Annotated in this window: 18 protein-coding genes, 1 tRNA gene and 1 pseudogene; 18 read left to right on the top strand and 2 right to left on the bottom strand. The window is 52.3% G+C overall.

Annotated elements, in window-relative coordinates:
- The first annotated feature begins 153 nt into the window (after positions 1 to 153).
- From J7M22_02845 to J7M22_02915, 15 genes and pseudogenes are all read left to right on the top strand, one after another.
- On the top strand, positions 154 to 468 hold the full coding sequence (locus tag J7M22_02845; protein MCD6505543.1) for a hypothetical protein: 315 nt from the start codon (positions 154 to 156) through the stop codon (positions 466 to 468).
- Positions 468 to 866: a hypothetical protein gene (locus tag J7M22_02850; GenBank protein ID MCD6505544.1), complete on the top strand. Its 399-nt coding sequence runs from the start codon at positions 468 to 470 to the stop codon at positions 864 to 866. Before J7M22_02845 ends, J7M22_02850 begins: the two co-directional genes overlap by 1 nt.
- Before the next feature lie 79 nt (positions 867 to 945).
- Complete coding sequence (locus J7M22_02855) at positions 946 to 1875, top strand: hypothetical protein (GenBank protein MCD6505545.1); 930 nt, start codon at positions 946 to 948, stop codon at positions 1873 to 1875.
- Complete coding sequence (locus J7M22_02860; GenBank protein ID MCD6505546.1) at positions 1859 to 2149, top strand: hypothetical protein; 291 nt, start codon at positions 1859 to 1861, stop codon at positions 2147 to 2149. The genes J7M22_02855 and J7M22_02860 overlap by 17 nt, the downstream gene beginning before the upstream one ends.
- A 353-nt stretch (positions 2150 to 2502) precedes the next feature.
- Positions 2503 to 2844, top strand: a complete 342-nt coding sequence (locus J7M22_02865; protein MCD6505547.1) for a hypothetical protein — start codon at positions 2503 to 2505, stop codon at positions 2842 to 2844.
- 1 nt (position 2845) lies between these two features.
- On the top strand, positions 2846 to 3025 hold the full coding sequence (locus tag J7M22_02870; protein MCD6505548.1) for a hypothetical protein: 180 nt from the start codon (positions 2846 to 2848) through the stop codon (positions 3023 to 3025).
- 1 nt (position 3026) lies between these two features.
- Positions 3027 to 3992 carry a hypothetical protein gene (locus J7M22_02875; protein MCD6505549.1) on the top strand — a complete coding sequence of 322 codons (966 nt, stop codon included), beginning with the start codon at positions 3027 to 3029 and terminating at the stop codon, positions 3990 to 3992.
- Positions 3989 to 5293: a replicative DNA helicase gene (locus tag J7M22_02880; protein MCD6505550.1), complete on the top strand. Its 1305-nt coding sequence runs from the start codon at positions 3989 to 3991 to the stop codon at positions 5291 to 5293. Before J7M22_02875 ends, J7M22_02880 begins: the two co-directional genes overlap by 4 nt.
- The gene (locus J7M22_02885) at positions 5290 to 5487 is read left to right on the top strand and encodes a hypothetical protein (protein MCD6505551.1); all 198 of its coding nucleotides are present in this window, start codon (positions 5290 to 5292) and stop codon (positions 5485 to 5487) included. The genes J7M22_02880 and J7M22_02885 overlap by 4 nt, the downstream gene beginning before the upstream one ends.
- Positions 5471 to 6352: a transposase gene (locus tag J7M22_02890; GenBank protein MCD6505552.1), complete on the top strand. Its 882-nt coding sequence runs from the start codon at positions 5471 to 5473 to the stop codon at positions 6350 to 6352. The genes J7M22_02885 and J7M22_02890 overlap by 17 nt, the downstream gene beginning before the upstream one ends.
- Positions 6353 to 6894: 542 nt before the next feature.
- Positions 6895 to 7200, top strand: a complete 306-nt coding sequence (locus tag J7M22_02895) for a hypothetical protein (protein MCD6505553.1) — start codon at positions 6895 to 6897, stop codon at positions 7198 to 7200.
- A 165-nt stretch (positions 7201 to 7365) separates the two neighbouring features.
- On the top strand, positions 7366 to 7989 hold the full coding sequence (locus J7M22_02900; GenBank protein ID MCD6505554.1) for a hypothetical protein: 624 nt from the start codon (positions 7366 to 7368) through the stop codon (positions 7987 to 7989).
- 175 nt (positions 7990 to 8164) lie between these two features.
- Positions 8165 to 8635 carry a hypothetical protein gene (locus J7M22_02905; protein MCD6505555.1) on the top strand — a complete coding sequence of 157 codons (471 nt, stop codon included), beginning with the start codon at positions 8165 to 8167 and terminating at the stop codon, positions 8633 to 8635.
- Between the two features lie 66 nt (positions 8636 to 8701).
- Positions 8702 to 9160 (top strand): annotated as a pseudogene (locus J7M22_02910) (recombinase family protein).
- A gap of 207 nt (positions 9161 to 9367) precedes the next feature.
- A complete protein-coding gene (locus J7M22_02915; protein MCD6505556.1) occupies positions 9368 to 10201 on the top strand; it encodes a recombinase zinc beta ribbon domain-containing protein in 834 nt (277 codons plus the stop codon).
- On the opposite strand, the gene J7M22_02920 is transcribed toward J7M22_02915, so the two are convergent.
- Positions 10160 to 10235 (bottom strand) — tRNA-Asn (locus J7M22_02920). The genes J7M22_02915 and J7M22_02920 overlap by 42 nt on opposite strands.
- Positions 10236 to 10891: 656 nt before the next feature.
- Between J7M22_02920 and J7M22_02925 the strand changes: the two genes are divergently transcribed.
- On the top strand, positions 10892 to 11968 hold the full coding sequence (locus tag J7M22_02925; protein MCD6505557.1) for a hypothetical protein: 1077 nt from the start codon (positions 10892 to 10894) through the stop codon (positions 11966 to 11968).
- The gene (gene coaD, locus J7M22_02930; GenBank protein ID MCD6505558.1) at positions 11955 to 12467 is read left to right on the top strand and encodes a pantetheine-phosphate adenylyltransferase; all 513 of its coding nucleotides are present in this window, start codon (positions 11955 to 11957) and stop codon (positions 12465 to 12467) included. The genes J7M22_02925 and coaD overlap by 14 nt, the downstream gene beginning before the upstream one ends.
- Positions 12468 to 12561: 94 nt before the next feature.
- Here the strand turns inward: coaD and J7M22_02935 are convergent, their stop codons facing one another.
- A complete protein-coding gene (locus J7M22_02935) occupies positions 12562 to 13809 on the bottom strand; it encodes a right-handed parallel beta-helix repeat-containing protein (protein ID MCD6505559.1) in 1248 nt (415 codons plus the stop codon).
- A gap of 159 nt (positions 13810 to 13968) precedes the next feature.
- Between J7M22_02935 and J7M22_02940 the strand changes: the two genes are divergently transcribed.
- Positions 13969 to 15231, top strand: coding sequence for a Gfo/Idh/MocA family oxidoreductase (locus J7M22_02940; GenBank protein ID MCD6505560.1), 1263 nt, complete (start codon positions 13969 to 13971; stop codon positions 15229 to 15231).
- The last annotated feature ends 1 nt before the right edge of the window (position 15232 follow it).

The raw sequence follows: 15232 nt of genomic DNA on the forward strand, positions 1-15232 counted from the left end.
AGGAGATGGGAGGGTGTTGGAGGGACAGGAGGGAGAGAGTTTTGAGGCGTTCCCACCGCGACGCCAACGCTCTCTCATCTTGGCGCCTCCCAAAAGAGGGCGGGTCATCCCTTTGAGGGTGGCTCGCCCTGTTTAGTTTGGGGAGGTGTGAGGATGAGGTTAAGCCGGATCGAGCTTGAGGAGAGGCTCAGGGCTGAGGGATTCAGGTATCTCGGGAGCTACATCGCCTCGGATTGCAGCATCTTGAACTGGATTCGCCCTATCGAGGACGGCCAGTTCGAGGTGGCCTCGGCTGATGGATGGTTGGGAAACTGGACTCCTCACGTGCGGAAGCTCGATATGGAAAGGCTCTACAGGTTGATCGAGAGGATACTGGCCGAGAGGAGCAGCCTTTGGCGCTCGATAAGCAGGAAGGAGATCCAGGAGAGATGTGACTTGTTCCTGAAAAGAGTTCTGGAGGCGGTCTGATGGCGATCGGGATTCTGGCTGACACGCGGAAGGGCATCGTGATCAAGAGCGAGCATACCAACCTGGACCTGATCGCTCTGATCTGGGAGATGCGGGATCTGGTGAAGAGAATCAACACGGTTGACCGTCAGGATGATCCGGTTCAGCTTCGAGTGATACGGAAATTGATGGATCTGGAGGCCGAGCCAGGGATACCGCTTCAGGACAGGGAGAAAATCAGCCGTGTTCGTCAACTCGCCGAGATGGCGTTGGCCAACGATTACCTCGACGATGAATATCGTGAGAAACTCGAAGAGACGATGGAGAGGGCCGGAGAGATACTCCGGCGAGGGAACAGAGCATTGGAGGAGCTCCTCGCTGAGAGGAGAAGAGCGAAGGGCGTAGGGCGTAAGGCGTAGGGCGTAGAGGGTAGGGCGTAGGGCGTAAGGCGCTTTACGCTCGACGCAATACGCATTACGCAACGAAGGAGGGAGGAAGGTGAGAAAAGATCTTCCTGACATCAAGAACGCCAGGCCGGTTGAGCATGAGGATTTTGTCGAGCTCGATCGGCGGGATGAGGCGCAGATCGTCAGGGAACTGACCGGTGAGCTGGTGGAGGAATATGCATACAGCTTCTACCAGGGAAACCAGTTAGTGGTCGGGCTGAGTTATGCGGGCGTCAAAGCCGCTGCTCAGCAGATGGGAAACATAACCGTGTCTGAACCCAAGATCCATGAGACAGAGGAGTATTGGACGGCCTATTGCTCTGCAACGGATAAGACGAACGGGATCACCTTCTGGGGAGGCGCACAGCAGGCGAAATTCCTTTCCAATGGCAATCCCGATCCGTTTGCCTTCGCGAAAGTAATCTCGAAGGCGCAGCGGAATGCGATACGAGCGCTGCTTCCGGAGACCATCATCCAGATGGTCATACGGAAGTATCTAGAGCAGTCGCAATACCCTATGAATCGGGCCACTGCTGGCGCCCCTGTTGATCATACCACAGAGAGACCTCGGAATTCAAGAGATCAGAACGGGAAAAACGGCAACGGCGATACGCCTCTGGATCGAGCTCGGAAGAGATGCTTTGCGCTGATTCAGAAGTATGGGTTCGACGGCGAGGCGATAGCTCAATTCCTGAGGGATTTCTTCGGCGTCGAGTCAAGAAAGGATATGAAGGAGGAGGACTGGGAAAGGGCATGGAGATTAATCGAGCTCCTGCACAAGATCGATCAGAGGAAGTTGGATGAGGAGACGGCGCTCAAGGTAATGGCTGAGGCGAAGGGCAAGAACGATCCGAGGGAGCTGACGGTCGAGGATCTGGACGGATTGAGGGAGGATGTGAAGCATCCTTTCTTCTGGGACATCATCGAAAAGGAGGTTTCATCTCGAACCTCCCAGGAGGATGAGGATGAAGTTCCTTTTTGAGGACATGAGGGAGGAAGAGAGGGAACACGGTTTTTGCCGGATCTGCGGGCGTCCGCTTTCCAACAGACTTTCCCTCCGAGTAGGGATCGGGCCCGTCTGCCGGGCGAAGCTGGTTCCCATCACCGATCCCGCTCTTCCTCCCTCCGACAGGGCGGGCACAGAGCTCGCCCTGCCGCTCCCAAATATGAAGGAACGAGGAGAAAGGAACCAGGGACGAGGAGAGAGAGAAAATCCTCGTTCCTCGCTCCTGGCTCCTCGTTCCTCATCGGAGTGATGGCGGAGGTGTGAGGTGACCGATCTGATTTTGACTCTCTGGACCTTCGGGTTGTTGGCCGGATGGATCCCGATTGCGATGGTGATCGAAAGGTGTTTCTCTGGACGGTCACAGAGGTGGGGCCGCCTTAGGCGGTCTCACTTTTCCTGATAGGGGAGGAGAGGAATGAGAAGGATTCCGCGATTTTACATGAAACCCTCGGTGAATGATCCACAGAACTCGTGGAACATCTACGACCGAGCGAAGTCTCATCCTACGAACCGGACAGGTCATGCTTGTGTTGAAGTGGACCTGTCTTATGATGAGGCTATTCAACGGCTGAAAGAACTGAATCGGCGAGGTCGCTTCTAAGGATGAGCAGGCGAGAGATCACGGGCAAGAGACCGCTTAACTATTCGAGGTTCCATCGAGAGCAATTGCCGCCGTGGTGTTACATGACGGATCTGGACTCGATCGAGTGGCGTGATAGTCGAGGGATCGTCGCCTTGATCGAGACGGCGGACATCCATAGCAGGTGTGACCGCAGGTGGCAGATGAACGTGATCAGGGAGCTGAGTTGTAGGGCGGATATCCCGGCCTATTTCGTCCGATACGATCAGGAATGCCGCATCTTCCTGGTCGAGCGGATAGATAGGCTGGGATTCCAGAAGGTGATGGATAGGAACCAATACATCAAATTCATCAGGGAGCTTTGAGATGCTCTGGATCGTCCTGAAAGTTTTGGGATACCTGGCCTTATCGGGCTTTTGCATCCTCTTCTGGCTGATGGTGGTCTGTGCGCTCGCAGCGACGATGCTCTCCAGCCAGATCAGCCAGATGGAGGAGAGATTCTGGGCGTCCAACGTCCAAGGTCCGGAGTCCAAGAAGGAGGTCTAAGATGAACGGGTTACAGCTACTGGATGGCTGGATCAAAATTGGAGGACCGGAAGCCGTTGGGGCCAAGAGTAATAGTTTGGCAGTCGCCTTGATCTACAAGGCGATCCAACTACACTTTCCCCAAGAGCTTCCCATCTCCAATTTGGAAGCCATCAGACTGAGCGGATTGACTCGCCATGAGTTATATCCTGCTCGGAACCGGCTGTGCCAGTTCAGATGGATGGGTGAACCTGTCTTCACCTACACCAGGAACAAAAACAAGGAGGCAGGAGTATACTCGATCAACTATCAACTCCTGCTCAACTACGGGATTAGTCACGAAATTAATCCGAAAATCGGATTAATTCCACAACTAACCCAGGAGGTTAGTCACGAAATTAATCCGAAAATCGGATCAATTTCACAACTAATCCGGGACTCTGATGGGTTGAATCCGAAAATCGGATTAAAACCGTTACTAAACCCAGACCAATCCCGTGACTATTCCGAGACTAAATCGCCAAGCAACCACCCACCAAATGCCGAAAAACCGGACCAATCTATAGAAGAAGAGATAGAAGAAGACGAGATAGAGATAAAAGACGAGATCGAGGAGGATGATTGGAGCTATGTCGAAAAGCTTCTGTGTCATGCTCCCGGTTCGCCGAAGATCATGTTGTCCGGTCGTGAAAACCGCGCTCTGCTCGAGTTGCAACGAAAGGGAATCCCTGCCAGCTTCGCTGCTGAGGTAATCCGCCAGCGGGTTCGTGAGATGGAGACGAAAAGCGATGTGATCTACAACGCTCAGATGTATCTGATCAGGTGCATCGAGAACGCATGGGCTGAGAGAAGGAAAAGCTCTCCGGTCGTAGCCGCTCCAACTCTGCGCCAGGACGGTTGCGATCGATGTGGACGGCGCGGGGTAGAACTGGTCGAAACAAGGCGAGGCAAACTATGTGAATTTTGCAGGGAGGAGCTGGGATTATGAGCGATCTATTCGACCTGGAGGCAGAACAAAGCGTGCTGGGCTCGATACTCGAAGATGATCAGCATCTCCCCGCGGTCGCAGATATCCTGGGTGAGAACGAGAGGGTCTTCTATACCGTGGAACATCAGGTAATCTACAGGGCGATGTTAGATCTGGCAAGGGAAGGAGAAAAGATCGACCCTGTAACCGTTGCATCACAGCTCAAGAACACGGGTAGGGAGAACCTCCTGAAAAGCGGCTTGGTGTATCTGCATGATCTGAGGATGAGCGTTCCCACTGCTACTAATGCGCCCGTATACGCCCGTCGTGTGCGAGAGATGTGGGTTCGGAGAGACATAATCTCCGTCGCACGTGAGATGGCCGGGAAGGCAAGGGACATGGACTGTTCCGTCGAGGAGATACTGGCGAGGTTCGGACAACGGCTCTTGCAATCTCTGGATCAGGGCGATTTATCCGTCTCAGATCTGGCCGATCGGTTGATGGAGGAGTTCGTCAGGAGGTCAATGGGTGGAGAAGTCGGTCTTGCCACAGGATTTCCGAGTATCGATGAACTTCTCTGCGGTCTGCGTCCGGGAAACTATATGATCCTCGGCGGAAGACCCTCCAATGGCAAGTCGGCCCTGGCATTGACCATCACCTATCACGTACTTCAATCTGGCAAACCGGTGCTCTTCTTTAGCCTGGAGATGTCCAAAGAGGAGGTGATGGAGAGGCTGTATTCGGTTGCCTCATGTGTGCCTCTGAATCAGATCAGGACAGGTGCGCTCAACAAGGATGATTTCGCTCGGCTTGAGGAGGCTCGCAGAAGGATCAAAGATCTTCCGCTATACCTGGAGGATGCGCGGTATTCTGACTTTTTCAAACTGGCAAACAAGGTGAGAGGAGTAAAGATGGAGAGGCCAGATCTGGCATTGGTGGTGATCGATTACTTTCAGCTTCTGAGCAAGAGCGGGAATCGCGAAAGCAGGTATGTTGAGCTGACGGAGATATCGAGGGAGTTGAAGCTGCTTGCGAGTGATGTCAAGGTGCCCTTCCTTGTCCTATCACAGCTATCCCGTGAGATTGAAAAGCGTGCGGACCCGATCCCGAAGCTTTCAGACCTTCGAGAGACCGGCGGTCAGGAGCAAGATGCTGATATCATCGCTTTCCTGGCCTTGAACAAGGCGACATATCCGGATTCGCCGGATAAAGATCCAAATCAGGCTGTTTTCTACGTTCGGAAGAATCGGAACGGTCGAACCGGCAGTATCTACCTTCGGTTTATCCCGTCTGAGGTGAAATTTAAGGAGGAACGGACATGAGAATCAGGGAAGTGATGAGGAGAATCAAGATGAGGATAGACCCAAGGGTGAGGTCTCAGATGAGGAGACCATTGATAGCCTTATACAGAGATGCTGCCCAAGGGCTGATCGATAGGAATCTGGTGGAGAGTATCGCTCAAAGGCGATATGATGAGCTGGAAGATGAGGAGATGAGCGATGTCCGAATCAACTGAGACGCTCAAAAAGAGGGTCGAAAGGATAACGCGTGAGATCGAGGAAAACCTCCGAGCATTAACCAGGCATATCCCGGTCGAGGAATATCTCAAGGAACTCCAGGAGAAGGAGAAGAAGAAAAGGAGACCGAGGAAACGGAATCAGAGAAGGGTGATCAAAGCTGCGCCAGTTCAGCCCGTGGTGGATGAAGGTGATCTGGATGAGATCTTGGAGCGTGAGCGCAAGCTGAAGGTGATGCGCAAGGCGGCGGGAGATATCCTGCCCAGGAGGAGCCCGTATCTGTCAGACGAAGAGTATCTCAAACGGCTGGAGCTCAGATCTCTCTTTAGGTCGGTCATGGTTATATCGGATATCAGGCGGAGGATTAACCGGTTGGCTGGGATCTATACTGACTTCTCGCCTGTTAAGTTAAGAGCAATTCAGGCGCTTGGCGGCGAGCTAAAGAGGCTGGAGCGACAGGCGGACAGGGAGTTGCTTCGGATGCTGGAGGGAATGCCGATCTGGAGAGAGTGGATGAGAGATGTCCGCGGAGTGGGTCCTCGCCTGGCAGCCGGTTTCGTATCCGAGATATTCGATATCGGTCGTTTCGCCACGATCAGCAAGCTCTGGGCATACTGTGGCATGCACGTGGTGAACGGTCGAGCTCCCAGGAAGATGAAAGGTCAGCAGGCCAATTGGAACTCCCGATTGAGAAGGCTTCTATATAACCTGACCGATTGTTTCATGAAGAGCAAAGGGTTTTACCGCAGGGAATACGAACGGTGCAGGGCGAAGGAGGACAGCTTATATCCGGATCTGTCGGCATCACACCGACAGATGCGAGCGAGGCGCAGGGTGGCGAAACTTTTCCTTTCGCATCTGTAGATGAAATGGAGGGAGCTTGAGCGGCTTCCCGTGGAGAAACCGTGGATAGTGGAGTATGGCGGCCACAAGCATTACATCAGCCCTGACGAGGCTGTAGAGAGGCAGAGATGATGCGGGCCGGTGATTTCTTTGTCTCCACAGACGTAGTGCGAGCCATGAATGAGGTGATGACGGAGGTAAACTGCGAGCCGCCCGCTATGTGCCTCCGAAGACCATTTGCGAGCCGCCATCCGTCTGTCTCCTAAGCGCGAATGCGAGCCATTCTGAATTTGTCTCCCTGAGCGGGATGCGAGCCATGGACGGATTGGCGCCATGTTGCTGGTGCGAGCCGTATACATTTTGTCGCCTTAGAGTAAGTGCGAGCCTCAAAGCAGTGACGCCAAGCTCTTTATGCGAGCCGCGGAAAGGTGTCACCGTGGTCAGAATGCGAGCCGAGGACCCTGTGGCTCCAATTCCTGCGAGTGGCGAGCTGCGAATAGCGAGTGGCGTTATTCGCTATTCGCCATTCGCTACTCGCTTTTTTACGTTAGAAGGGTGTTTCCATGAGAAAAGGAACATCATCGAAGCAAAAGGGCAATCGAGCCGAGCGGGAGCTTGTCCGCAAGCTCAGGGAGATGGGCCTTGAAGCCCATCGGGTGCCTCTGAGCGGCTCGGCTGAAGGATATCCAGGCGACGTAGTGATCTCATCGGGCGAGCGAGAGATCATCGGCAAGGTGAAAAGGCGGAAGGACGGATTCAAGGAGCTGTATAGGTGGCTGGAAGGGAAGGATATCCTCTTTCTCCGGGCCGATCGGAGGGAGTGGCTTGTGGTGATGAGGCTTAGGGACTGGGAGGTAAAGCTATGTTAACCACAGCCGTAGGAGTTTTTTCTGGGATTGGTGATGTTCGCCTCCGCTGGGATCATCGGCACGGTGGCGATCTTAGTCGCAGTGCGGATGATCGAAAAGATCCAGCGCAAGAGGAATGAAACGGCGAAGGAAATCAGCGTTGATTTCTGGACGTGAGGAACGAGGATGATATTCCTGGTCGGTGAAACAGGTTCAAGAAAATTCAAGAGAATTCTGAGGAAGTATGGATTAGGAAGAATGTTCGTAAGCCGAACGCCTGATCCATGGGAGGGCGAGCCATGGGGATTCGACAATGGAGCTTTTGCATGTTATCTCCATGGATACACATTTGATGGTGATAGGTTCATGCGACGGCTTGAAAAGGCATATAAGATCGGAACGCCTTATCTTGCAGTAGTTCCAGATATAGTCGGGCGAGGGTTGGAGAGCCTGGAATTTTCTCTTGCCTGGCGAGAGATGCTCCCGGACGATTGGCCATGGTATTTAGCGGTGCAAGATAATATCAAACCTAATGATGTCCTCCCCTACCTTGAACAATTCGATGGGATCTTTCTGGGAGGAACAAATTCGTATAAGCGAACTTGTCAGGTTTGGTGTGAGTTTGCTCATAAGCATGGGAAGAAGTTTCACTTTGGGCGCGCAGGCACAAGGGCCAAGATCTTGTTATGCAAAGATATCGGAGCAGATTCCGCTGATTCAGCATTCCCACTTTGGGTGGAGAAAAGGCTCTGGGAGGTTATCGGAGCTTTAAAAAATGATGATCAGCAGCTGAAGCTGTGGAAGGTATAAGTGATGAGCTATAGCGACTTCGCATATCAGGGATTCGGGCTTGTTTGCCTTAAGATTAAGTGTAAGCATTTTGGCGGTGATGGAATTTGCATAGCGGTAATGTTAGGAGAAGATTGTCCGCTGGAACTGCTTGATGAACTTGAAGATGATTGGGACTGTGAAGAGGAGGTGTATGGTGAAAGTCAGGATCAGAAAGATAAAGCTGAACAAAGGCAAGATCAAGATCGACTATGAAGTTCGTAACGCTCAGGGTGAATACGACCAGTTCTCGCTCTCATGCTCCGAAGAGCCGCTTCCGTCATTTCACCAGGCGCTTCAGAAACTTCGGAGATATGTCGTTGAGATCTGTGAATTGCCTGATGAGGATGAGGATAGAATCGAAGTTAAAGGCGTCTCGATCAGCTTTGCCGGACCGGATGATACTATGGGATGCGTGATCTCGGCGCAGAAGGAGCTGGAAAACTCCAATGCTCCGCTGAACCTGAACACTCCTCACAAGATCGAAGGGTTCTACGGTGGAGCGGGAGATCCCAGGCAGCTCATGCCGGATGGGATGCTGGATGATCTGAAGGTGTTGTTCGATGAATGTCGGAGATATATCGCCGGTCAACGTAAACAGATGACGTTGCCTTTCGGAGAAGGATGATGTGGAACAGGGAAGCGCGAAGAAATATCGCGGAATTCTTTATCATACTGTATAATTGGAATAAGAATGATATTCGAACCGGAGGGAGATATGAAAGCGGTCGCTTACTACAGGGTAAGCACGATCGACCAGGGAGAGACAGGATATTCCCTGCCCGCTCAGAGAGAAAGGATAATAAAATACTGCGATTCCCGAGGTTTCAAGATCGTTCGTGAATTCCAAGATATCGCCACCGCTTCTGGTGCTAAGAAGCGGGAAGGTTTCTCGGAGATGGTGAAGTTTCTGAAGAAGTCGGGAGTCCGAATCGTCGTCGCTACCAAGGTTGATCGGCTGTTTCGGAATTTCAGAGATTATATCGAGTTATTTGACATTGAAGGAATAAAGGTGGAATTTACAGATGAGAGGATTCCAGACGGAGCTACTGGTCAGTTACTAATGGACATAAGGGTCGCGGTCGCAAGGCATTTCATCAATAACCTGCGAGAAGATACATTGAAAGGTATGGAGAAGAGAGTAAAGCAAGGTCTGTTCGTATCTCATCTCCCATATGGGTATAAGTGGAGCGAAGATGGCATCGCTCAGTTAGAGGAAGAGCAGGCATACTATGTCCGGATGATGTTCGAGTTATATGCCACGGGACGATACTCCCTTTCGACCCTTCGGCGGGAGTTGAAAAGAAGAGGGATGAAAAACTCCAAAGGCAAGATGTTTTCTAGGACGCATCTTCATGAGATGCTTAGGAATCCATTCTATATGGGGATGATCCGCTGGAGAGGGAAGCTCTATGAAGGAGCTCATGAACCGATCATATCACCTAGACTTTTCGAGAGAGTTCAGACGATCCTTGATCGAAAGAGATTCGGCGTCAAGACCTCCGTCAGGGAGAATTTCGCCTATTCAGGTTTGGTTGTCTGTGGTTACTGCGGCTGCGCCATGACCGGAGAGAAAGTCAGCAAAAATGGAAAGGTGTACAAGTACTACAAGTGCACAGGCAATAGAGGCAAATCTCATATCAGGATTACTGAGAGAGCCCTCGGCGAGCTGTTTGCTGAAGCGATAGGCCAGATCGTTATTCCTCCTTCCTGGGTCGATCTGATTCTGAATGCCATTCGAGATAGATATAGCGAAGAGCTGAGGAGGGTGGAGAGGGAGACTTCGAAGCTGAAGGCGGAGCGAGAACGGTTGAGCAACTTGATCGAGGCTGCATACGTGGACAAGCTTGAAGGCAAAATCAGCGAGGAGTTCTGGCGCAGGCAGACAGCGAAATGGAATACCAGAATCCAGGAGATCGATATCATCCTCAATCAAAGGCAGCAATCAGATATCGAAAAGCTATGCTGCGAGGCAAGTGAGATCCTCAGGCTGGCTTCGAAGATCCAGGAGATCTACCTAAGTCGACCGGAGTTAGAACGTAGAGAGATTTTGGAAGTGGTGTGTTCGAACTCAAGGCTGTATCACGGGAGGCTAGAAATAGACTGGCGTGAGCCGTTCGACATTCTGGCAAAATCGGCGAACTGTAAGGAATGGCTCCCCGGGCCGGATTCGAACCAGCGACCAAGTGGTTAACAGCCACCCGCTCTACCAGCTGAGCTACCGGGGAACCATGCGCTATGAATTATAGCATATAGAGTCTAATTTTGCAAATACAGGTGTTCTCGACACATGATGGTATTAAATCTCTTCGCTCCTATCTCCCACCTGGAAGATCACCTTCTTGTCATCCAAAACAGCTTAGAGCCGCGGTGGGGCAGCGGATATCGTGTCGGTTACTCTTCCTCCTATCGAGGTGCCTATCGATAGTAAGTATACCATTACCATCATCTATAGAGAACACCAGGGGTTTTTCAACGCTTTTCGCCAGCGCTGTAGTGGCAGGCCCCCGCGCCTGCCGGATTCGGAGGCACGCACAGGGGAACGTCCTTACCACGCCTGATTATGCCAAATCATTGAAAAGCCCTCCCGATCCAGGAAAGGGCTTGCTTATCCTCCGGCGTGTAGGTTATAATACGTCGGATCTCAACTTTATATAGTCGCTCATATTATCGCTGAGTGTAGCAGAGATTTTTAAAGCTACCGTCCGCCGCTTGACGGTCATTTGTGGTCATTAGGTCATTTGGCTTCGCCGTCATTTTGAATGACTACAAATGACCATCAATGACAACAAATGACCACAGAGGACGGCGGACAATTGGCCATAGATATTACACTCAAGGGAAATAAGAGCGTATATAGAGTCTTTCTCTCAGAGGTCAAGGTATGGATCGGGAGCTGTTATCCGATATCCTCGATTCATTCAGGGGCAAGAGGGTGGTGGTTCTCGGAGATTTCTATCTGGATAGATACGTTCATGGGGTGATGGAGGATATCTCGCGCGAGGCCGCTGTGCCGATAGTCAGGTTCAGAAAAGGGGGAAATATATACAGCCCCGGGGCAGCGGGGAACACCGCTTGGAACCTCAGCGATCTGGGAGCAGAGGTCTATGCCCTCGGCGTTATAGGCGACGATTATGCGGGGAAGATCCTCACCCAGGAGCTGTCGCTGAGGGGAATCGATACCAGCTATCTCGTGATGGATCCGATGAGGATCACCTGCACCTACGAGAAGACCTACGCGAGGTCGAAATACGTCAAAACCCCTGAATGGCAACAGGTGGCCAGATTGGACGCTGAGAACGATGAGAAGATCAGCGATGAAACCAAAGATAGGCTGCTGGACAGATTGAAGGCGCTCTTGGATCGAATCGATGCCGTGGCGGTGATCGATCAGGTCGAAGAGGAGGAGAAGGGAACCGTCACGGGCGAGGTGCTGGAGGAGCTCAAACGGATGGTCGGATCGAGTGGTAAACCCTTCGTGGGCGATTCGAGGAAAAGGATAGGTCGATTTAACGGTTTCACCCTAGTAGTTCCCAACGATTATGAGGCCGCGGAAGCGGCAGGCGTAGAGGAGATATACTGGCGAGATGAAATAAGCGAAGATGAGATCATCAGGGCCGGAACGATATTACGCCAGAGGCTCGGCTGCGATGTGATCATCACCAAGGGCGAACGGGGCATGTCGATCTTCGAGCGGGGTGGAAGTGTCATCGACGTGCCCACCATCCCTGTGGAAGGTGAGGTGGATATAACGGGGGCCGGGGATACCGTCACCGCCGTCATGACCCTCTCGCTATGCAGCGGTGTCGATTTGATCCACGCCGCCATAGCCGCTAACCTTGCCGCCAGGGTAACGGTCAAGAAGATCGGCATAACCGGAACTGCCTCCAAAGACGAGATATTAAGGGAATTCGACCGGGTTAAAGACAGGCTTGAGGAGGTGAGATATGTCAGATCGTAAGGAGAAGATAGCCGTATTCCCCGCCAGTTTCGATCCCGTAACCAATGGTCATCTGGATCTGATCCACAGAGCCCTATCGCTCGGCCTCTTCGATAAACTCATTATCGCCGTGGGTGTTAATCCGGAAAAGAGGGCCCTCTTCTCCGTGGAGGAGAGGGTTGAGATGCTCAAGGAGGTCACGAAAGGGCTTAAGAACGTAGAGGTCGAATCCTACACGGGGCTGACGGCCGATTACGCCCGCAGGAAAGGCGCCACGGTGATAATCAGGGGGCTGAGGGTGTTTTCGGACTTCGAACATGAGTTCCAGATGGCTTTCGTGAATCGAAGGCTTTCAGGCATAGATACGATCTTCCTCATGTCCAGGCTTGAATATTCATATCTCAATTCCACGCTCGTCAAGCAGGTTGCTCAGATGGGCGGGAGCCTTGAGGGCCTTGTCCCTTCGATCGTCGAGAGGAGGTTGAAGGAGAAGTTCGGCCCTCCTCCGGATCGCCAGTGAAGGTGTAATATATCCTGTATCTCCCATCCCCCATATCGGTGATCCGTTTGTCCATCCTCAGTTTCCTCAGCTTAACCATTCCTCATCTCCTCCTCTATTCGATCCGGTTGTCCGTCGATTCGACATCGGAGTTTTCCGACTCCTGATGAATCGGCTCGACGGATATGTTCCTGAAGGCGTTTTGTCTGATGATTATCCTGGTCGCCTTAGGACCCACAAATACCCCGTATGGACTACCCTCGATCGTGTTTCCGGTCACGGTTATATCGTGCGTCTCGCCGTCGATGTAGATCCCATAGCCTTTATCGTTCGATCCGTTGTCCAAGATCTCATTTCCCTCTATCAGGTTTCTGTGAGCGCCCATCGGCTCGGACTCGTTTCTGAAATAGATGCCGTAGATCCCGTTTCGGGCGATGAGGTTATCCCTGAAGACGTTATCGGTATCTTTGTGCCCTATCGAGACGCCCATCTTCGTGTTATCGCAAAGCTCGTTTCTCTCAAAGACACCGTTTTTGACGCGCCAGCAGACGAAGATGCCGATGGAGTTACGATAGCTTTTGTTACCCCTGAGGATCGGCCTCCGAGACCCGCTGCCGGGATGGAAGCCGTATCCGGAGTTATCGGTGACCTCACAGTTTTCCACGACTATATCATCGCTCCGCTGGAAGCTGATCCCATCCCCGTTATAATCGCGTACGAGGCAGCGTGAGATATGGACGTTCCTGGCGCGGTAGAGGAATATGCCCGCGCCGCGACATCCGGTTATCGAGGGATTGTTCTCGCGGTTGCCGTCTATCGATATTCCCTTTATCTCAACGTTCTCCACGTGATAGCCGCTTATTATGGGAAAGGTGTTTTGAGCTTTTGCGTTTGCGCTGACCAGGTAGTCCGCCTGGAGCGGTCGGTTTATCCTGAAGGTGTTTTCGCTTGAGGCGATGATCGTGGCGACGGTGGTGTGGAACCCACCGGATCTATCATCGAGGATCGTCACCCCTATCCCCACCTCAAATCTGCTCGGATCGGCGACCGTTATCTGCTCCTCGCCGTAATCGCCGTCCAGGATCAATTTGCTCTGAAAGCCGCCGCTCTTGACCAGTATGGTCGTTTCACCTTTGCCGATCAGGGTGACGTTGCTTCTCAGGTGGAGTGAATCCTCCATCAGAAACTCCCCTTCACCTATCTCGACCACGCCTCCTCCGAGGCCGGCTACGTAGTCCACAGCCGCCTGGAGCGCTCTGTTATCATCGCCGATGATGTCAGCGTCTTCCAGCCCGACGCTGATTCTAACTCCTTCCCAATTGGCCGCCATCAATACCGCCGCCAAGGTCAAAATTATCTCCATAGCTTAACCCCCCGAAAGCTTAAAGTTCAGGGATAGGATCGATATGCTCAATTTTACCCGCTCTCCGATCCAAGGTCAAGGGCCCCCAAATTCGGAAAGCTTGAAAGTAAAGCTTTCAAGCTGGTATACTTAAATTATCCTCAGATATGGAGGTCTGTGATGAGGAGGATAAAGATAGGATTGATCGGCGCAGGGATGTTCGGTGGAGACGTCCATCTCAGGACATACGCCGACCTTCAGAGGGGCGGCATCGCCCCGTGGCTTGGAAGGATAGGCATGGATGAGCTCGCAAGGGAGCTTTCAGATGTCAGGTTTGAGCTCGTGGGCGTGGCAACTAGAACTGAGGCATCGGCCAAAAGGGCCCAGGCCAGATACAGGGAACTGACAGGGGCCGATATCCTTCCATTTCACGGGGAGACACCGTGGCTGGAGATGCTCGATCGGTTCCCCGATTTGGATGTGATGTCGATCGCCACTCCGGATAACCTCCATGCGCCACCCATGCTGGCAGCCTTGGAAAGAGGCGTGCATGTCATCGTTGAAAAACCGATGTGCCTCGATATAAATGAGGCGGATAGGGCTATAGAGCTCGCTAAAGGGAAAAACCTGGTTCTCGGCGTGGATATGCATAAGCGGTATGATCCCGATCACATCAAGATCTTCAGGGAACTTCTGAGCGAGATGGGAGAACCGCTCTATGCCAGAGCGGTGTTGGAGGAGCCGCTTGAGGTATCGACGAAGACCTTTAAATGGGCCACGCAGAGCGATCCCTTTACATATGTCGGCGTTCACTGGACAGACCTCTTCGTCTATTATCTCAAGGTCAAGCCTCTGGCACTGTTCGCTGTGGGCCAGAAGAAGAAGCTGATAAACGAGTATAACATAGATGCATATGATGCTGTGCAGGTAAACGTTATCTTCGATAACGGAATGAACATCTACTTCGTCAACAACTGGATAACGCCATCCGATTTCGAGGGACCCGTCAATCAGGAAAGCGAGATGGTTTGCACGCGGGGTAAGGTGGAGTCTGACACCCAATATCGCGGCCTTCGTTACTATATCGAGGGGGGAGGGATGAGAACGTCCAACACCCACTTCACGAGGGACATTGAGAGGCCCGATGGATCAAAGGCGTATGTCGGTTATGGCAAGGACAGCCTCGTGGCTTGCATTCAGGCGGTCGCTCAGGTGAAGTTCATGGCCAAAGATGCCTGGCAGATCAGGGAAACCTACCCGAACGCGGAAGAGGCGAGGATATCGGTCGCTATCATACAGGCCGCCAGGATTGTAAGGGATAAAAACTTCGATTACATCCGCAGGGGAATCGGAGCGCCGGTGACCGCTTCCTTCAGCGATAAAGGTATAATCATAAACGATCCCTACGCCGGCAATCAGGTTATATATGAAAAGCCGATCTGAC

The sequence above is a fragment of the Candidatus Poribacteria bacterium genome (assembly GCA_021162805.1).
Classification (GTDB): Bacteria; Poribacteria; WGA-4E; order B28-G17; family B28-G17; genus JAGGXZ01.

Excerpts from the sequence above, each read along its gene's own strand:
- J7M22_02845 (MCD6505543.1), top strand. The coding sequence starts at position 154 with ATGAGGTTAAGCCGGATCGAGCTTGAGGAGAGGCTCAGGGCTGAGGGA.
- J7M22_02850 (MCD6505544.1), top strand. The coding sequence starts at position 468 with ATGGCGATCGGGATTCTGGCTGACACGCGGAAGGGCATCGTGATCAAG.
- J7M22_02860 (MCD6505546.1), top strand. The coding sequence starts at position 1,859 with ATGAAGTTCCTTTTTGAGGACATGAGGGAGGAAGAGAGGGAACACGGT.
- J7M22_02865 (MCD6505547.1), top strand. The coding sequence starts at position 2,503 with ATGAGCAGGCGAGAGATCACGGGCAAGAGACCGCTTAACTATTCGAGG.
- J7M22_02870 (MCD6505548.1), top strand. The coding sequence starts at position 2,846 with ATGCTCTGGATCGTCCTGAAAGTTTTGGGATACCTGGCCTTATCGGGC.
- J7M22_02875 (MCD6505549.1), top strand. The coding sequence starts at position 3,027 with ATGAACGGGTTACAGCTACTGGATGGCTGGATCAAAATTGGAGGACCG.
- J7M22_02880 (MCD6505550.1), top strand. The coding sequence starts at position 3,989 with ATGAGCGATCTATTCGACCTGGAGGCAGAACAAAGCGTGCTGGGCTCG.
- J7M22_02885 (MCD6505551.1), top strand. The coding sequence starts at position 5,290 with ATGAGAATCAGGGAAGTGATGAGGAGAATCAAGATGAGGATAGACCCA.
- J7M22_02890 (MCD6505552.1), top strand. The coding sequence starts at position 5,471 with ATGTCCGAATCAACTGAGACGCTCAAAAAGAGGGTCGAAAGGATAACG.
- J7M22_02895 (MCD6505553.1), top strand. The coding sequence starts at position 6,895 with ATGAGAAAAGGAACATCATCGAAGCAAAAGGGCAATCGAGCCGAGCGG.
- J7M22_02900 (MCD6505554.1), top strand. The coding sequence starts at position 7,366 with ATGATATTCCTGGTCGGTGAAACAGGTTCAAGAAAATTCAAGAGAATT.
- J7M22_02915 (MCD6505556.1), top strand. The coding sequence starts at position 9,368 with ATGCTTAGGAATCCATTCTATATGGGGATGATCCGCTGGAGAGGGAAG.
- J7M22_02925 (MCD6505557.1), top strand. The coding sequence starts at position 10,892 with ATGGATCGGGAGCTGTTATCCGATATCCTCGATTCATTCAGGGGCAAG.
- coaD (MCD6505558.1), top strand. The coding sequence starts at position 11,955 with ATGTCAGATCGTAAGGAGAAGATAGCCGTATTCCCCGCCAGTTTCGAT.
- J7M22_02935 (MCD6505559.1), bottom strand. The coding sequence starts at position 13,809 with ATGGAGATAATTTTGACCTTGGCGGCGGTATTGATGGCGGCCAATTGG.
- J7M22_02940 (MCD6505560.1), top strand. The coding sequence starts at position 13,969 with ATGAGGAGGATAAAGATAGGATTGATCGGCGCAGGGATGTTCGGTGGA.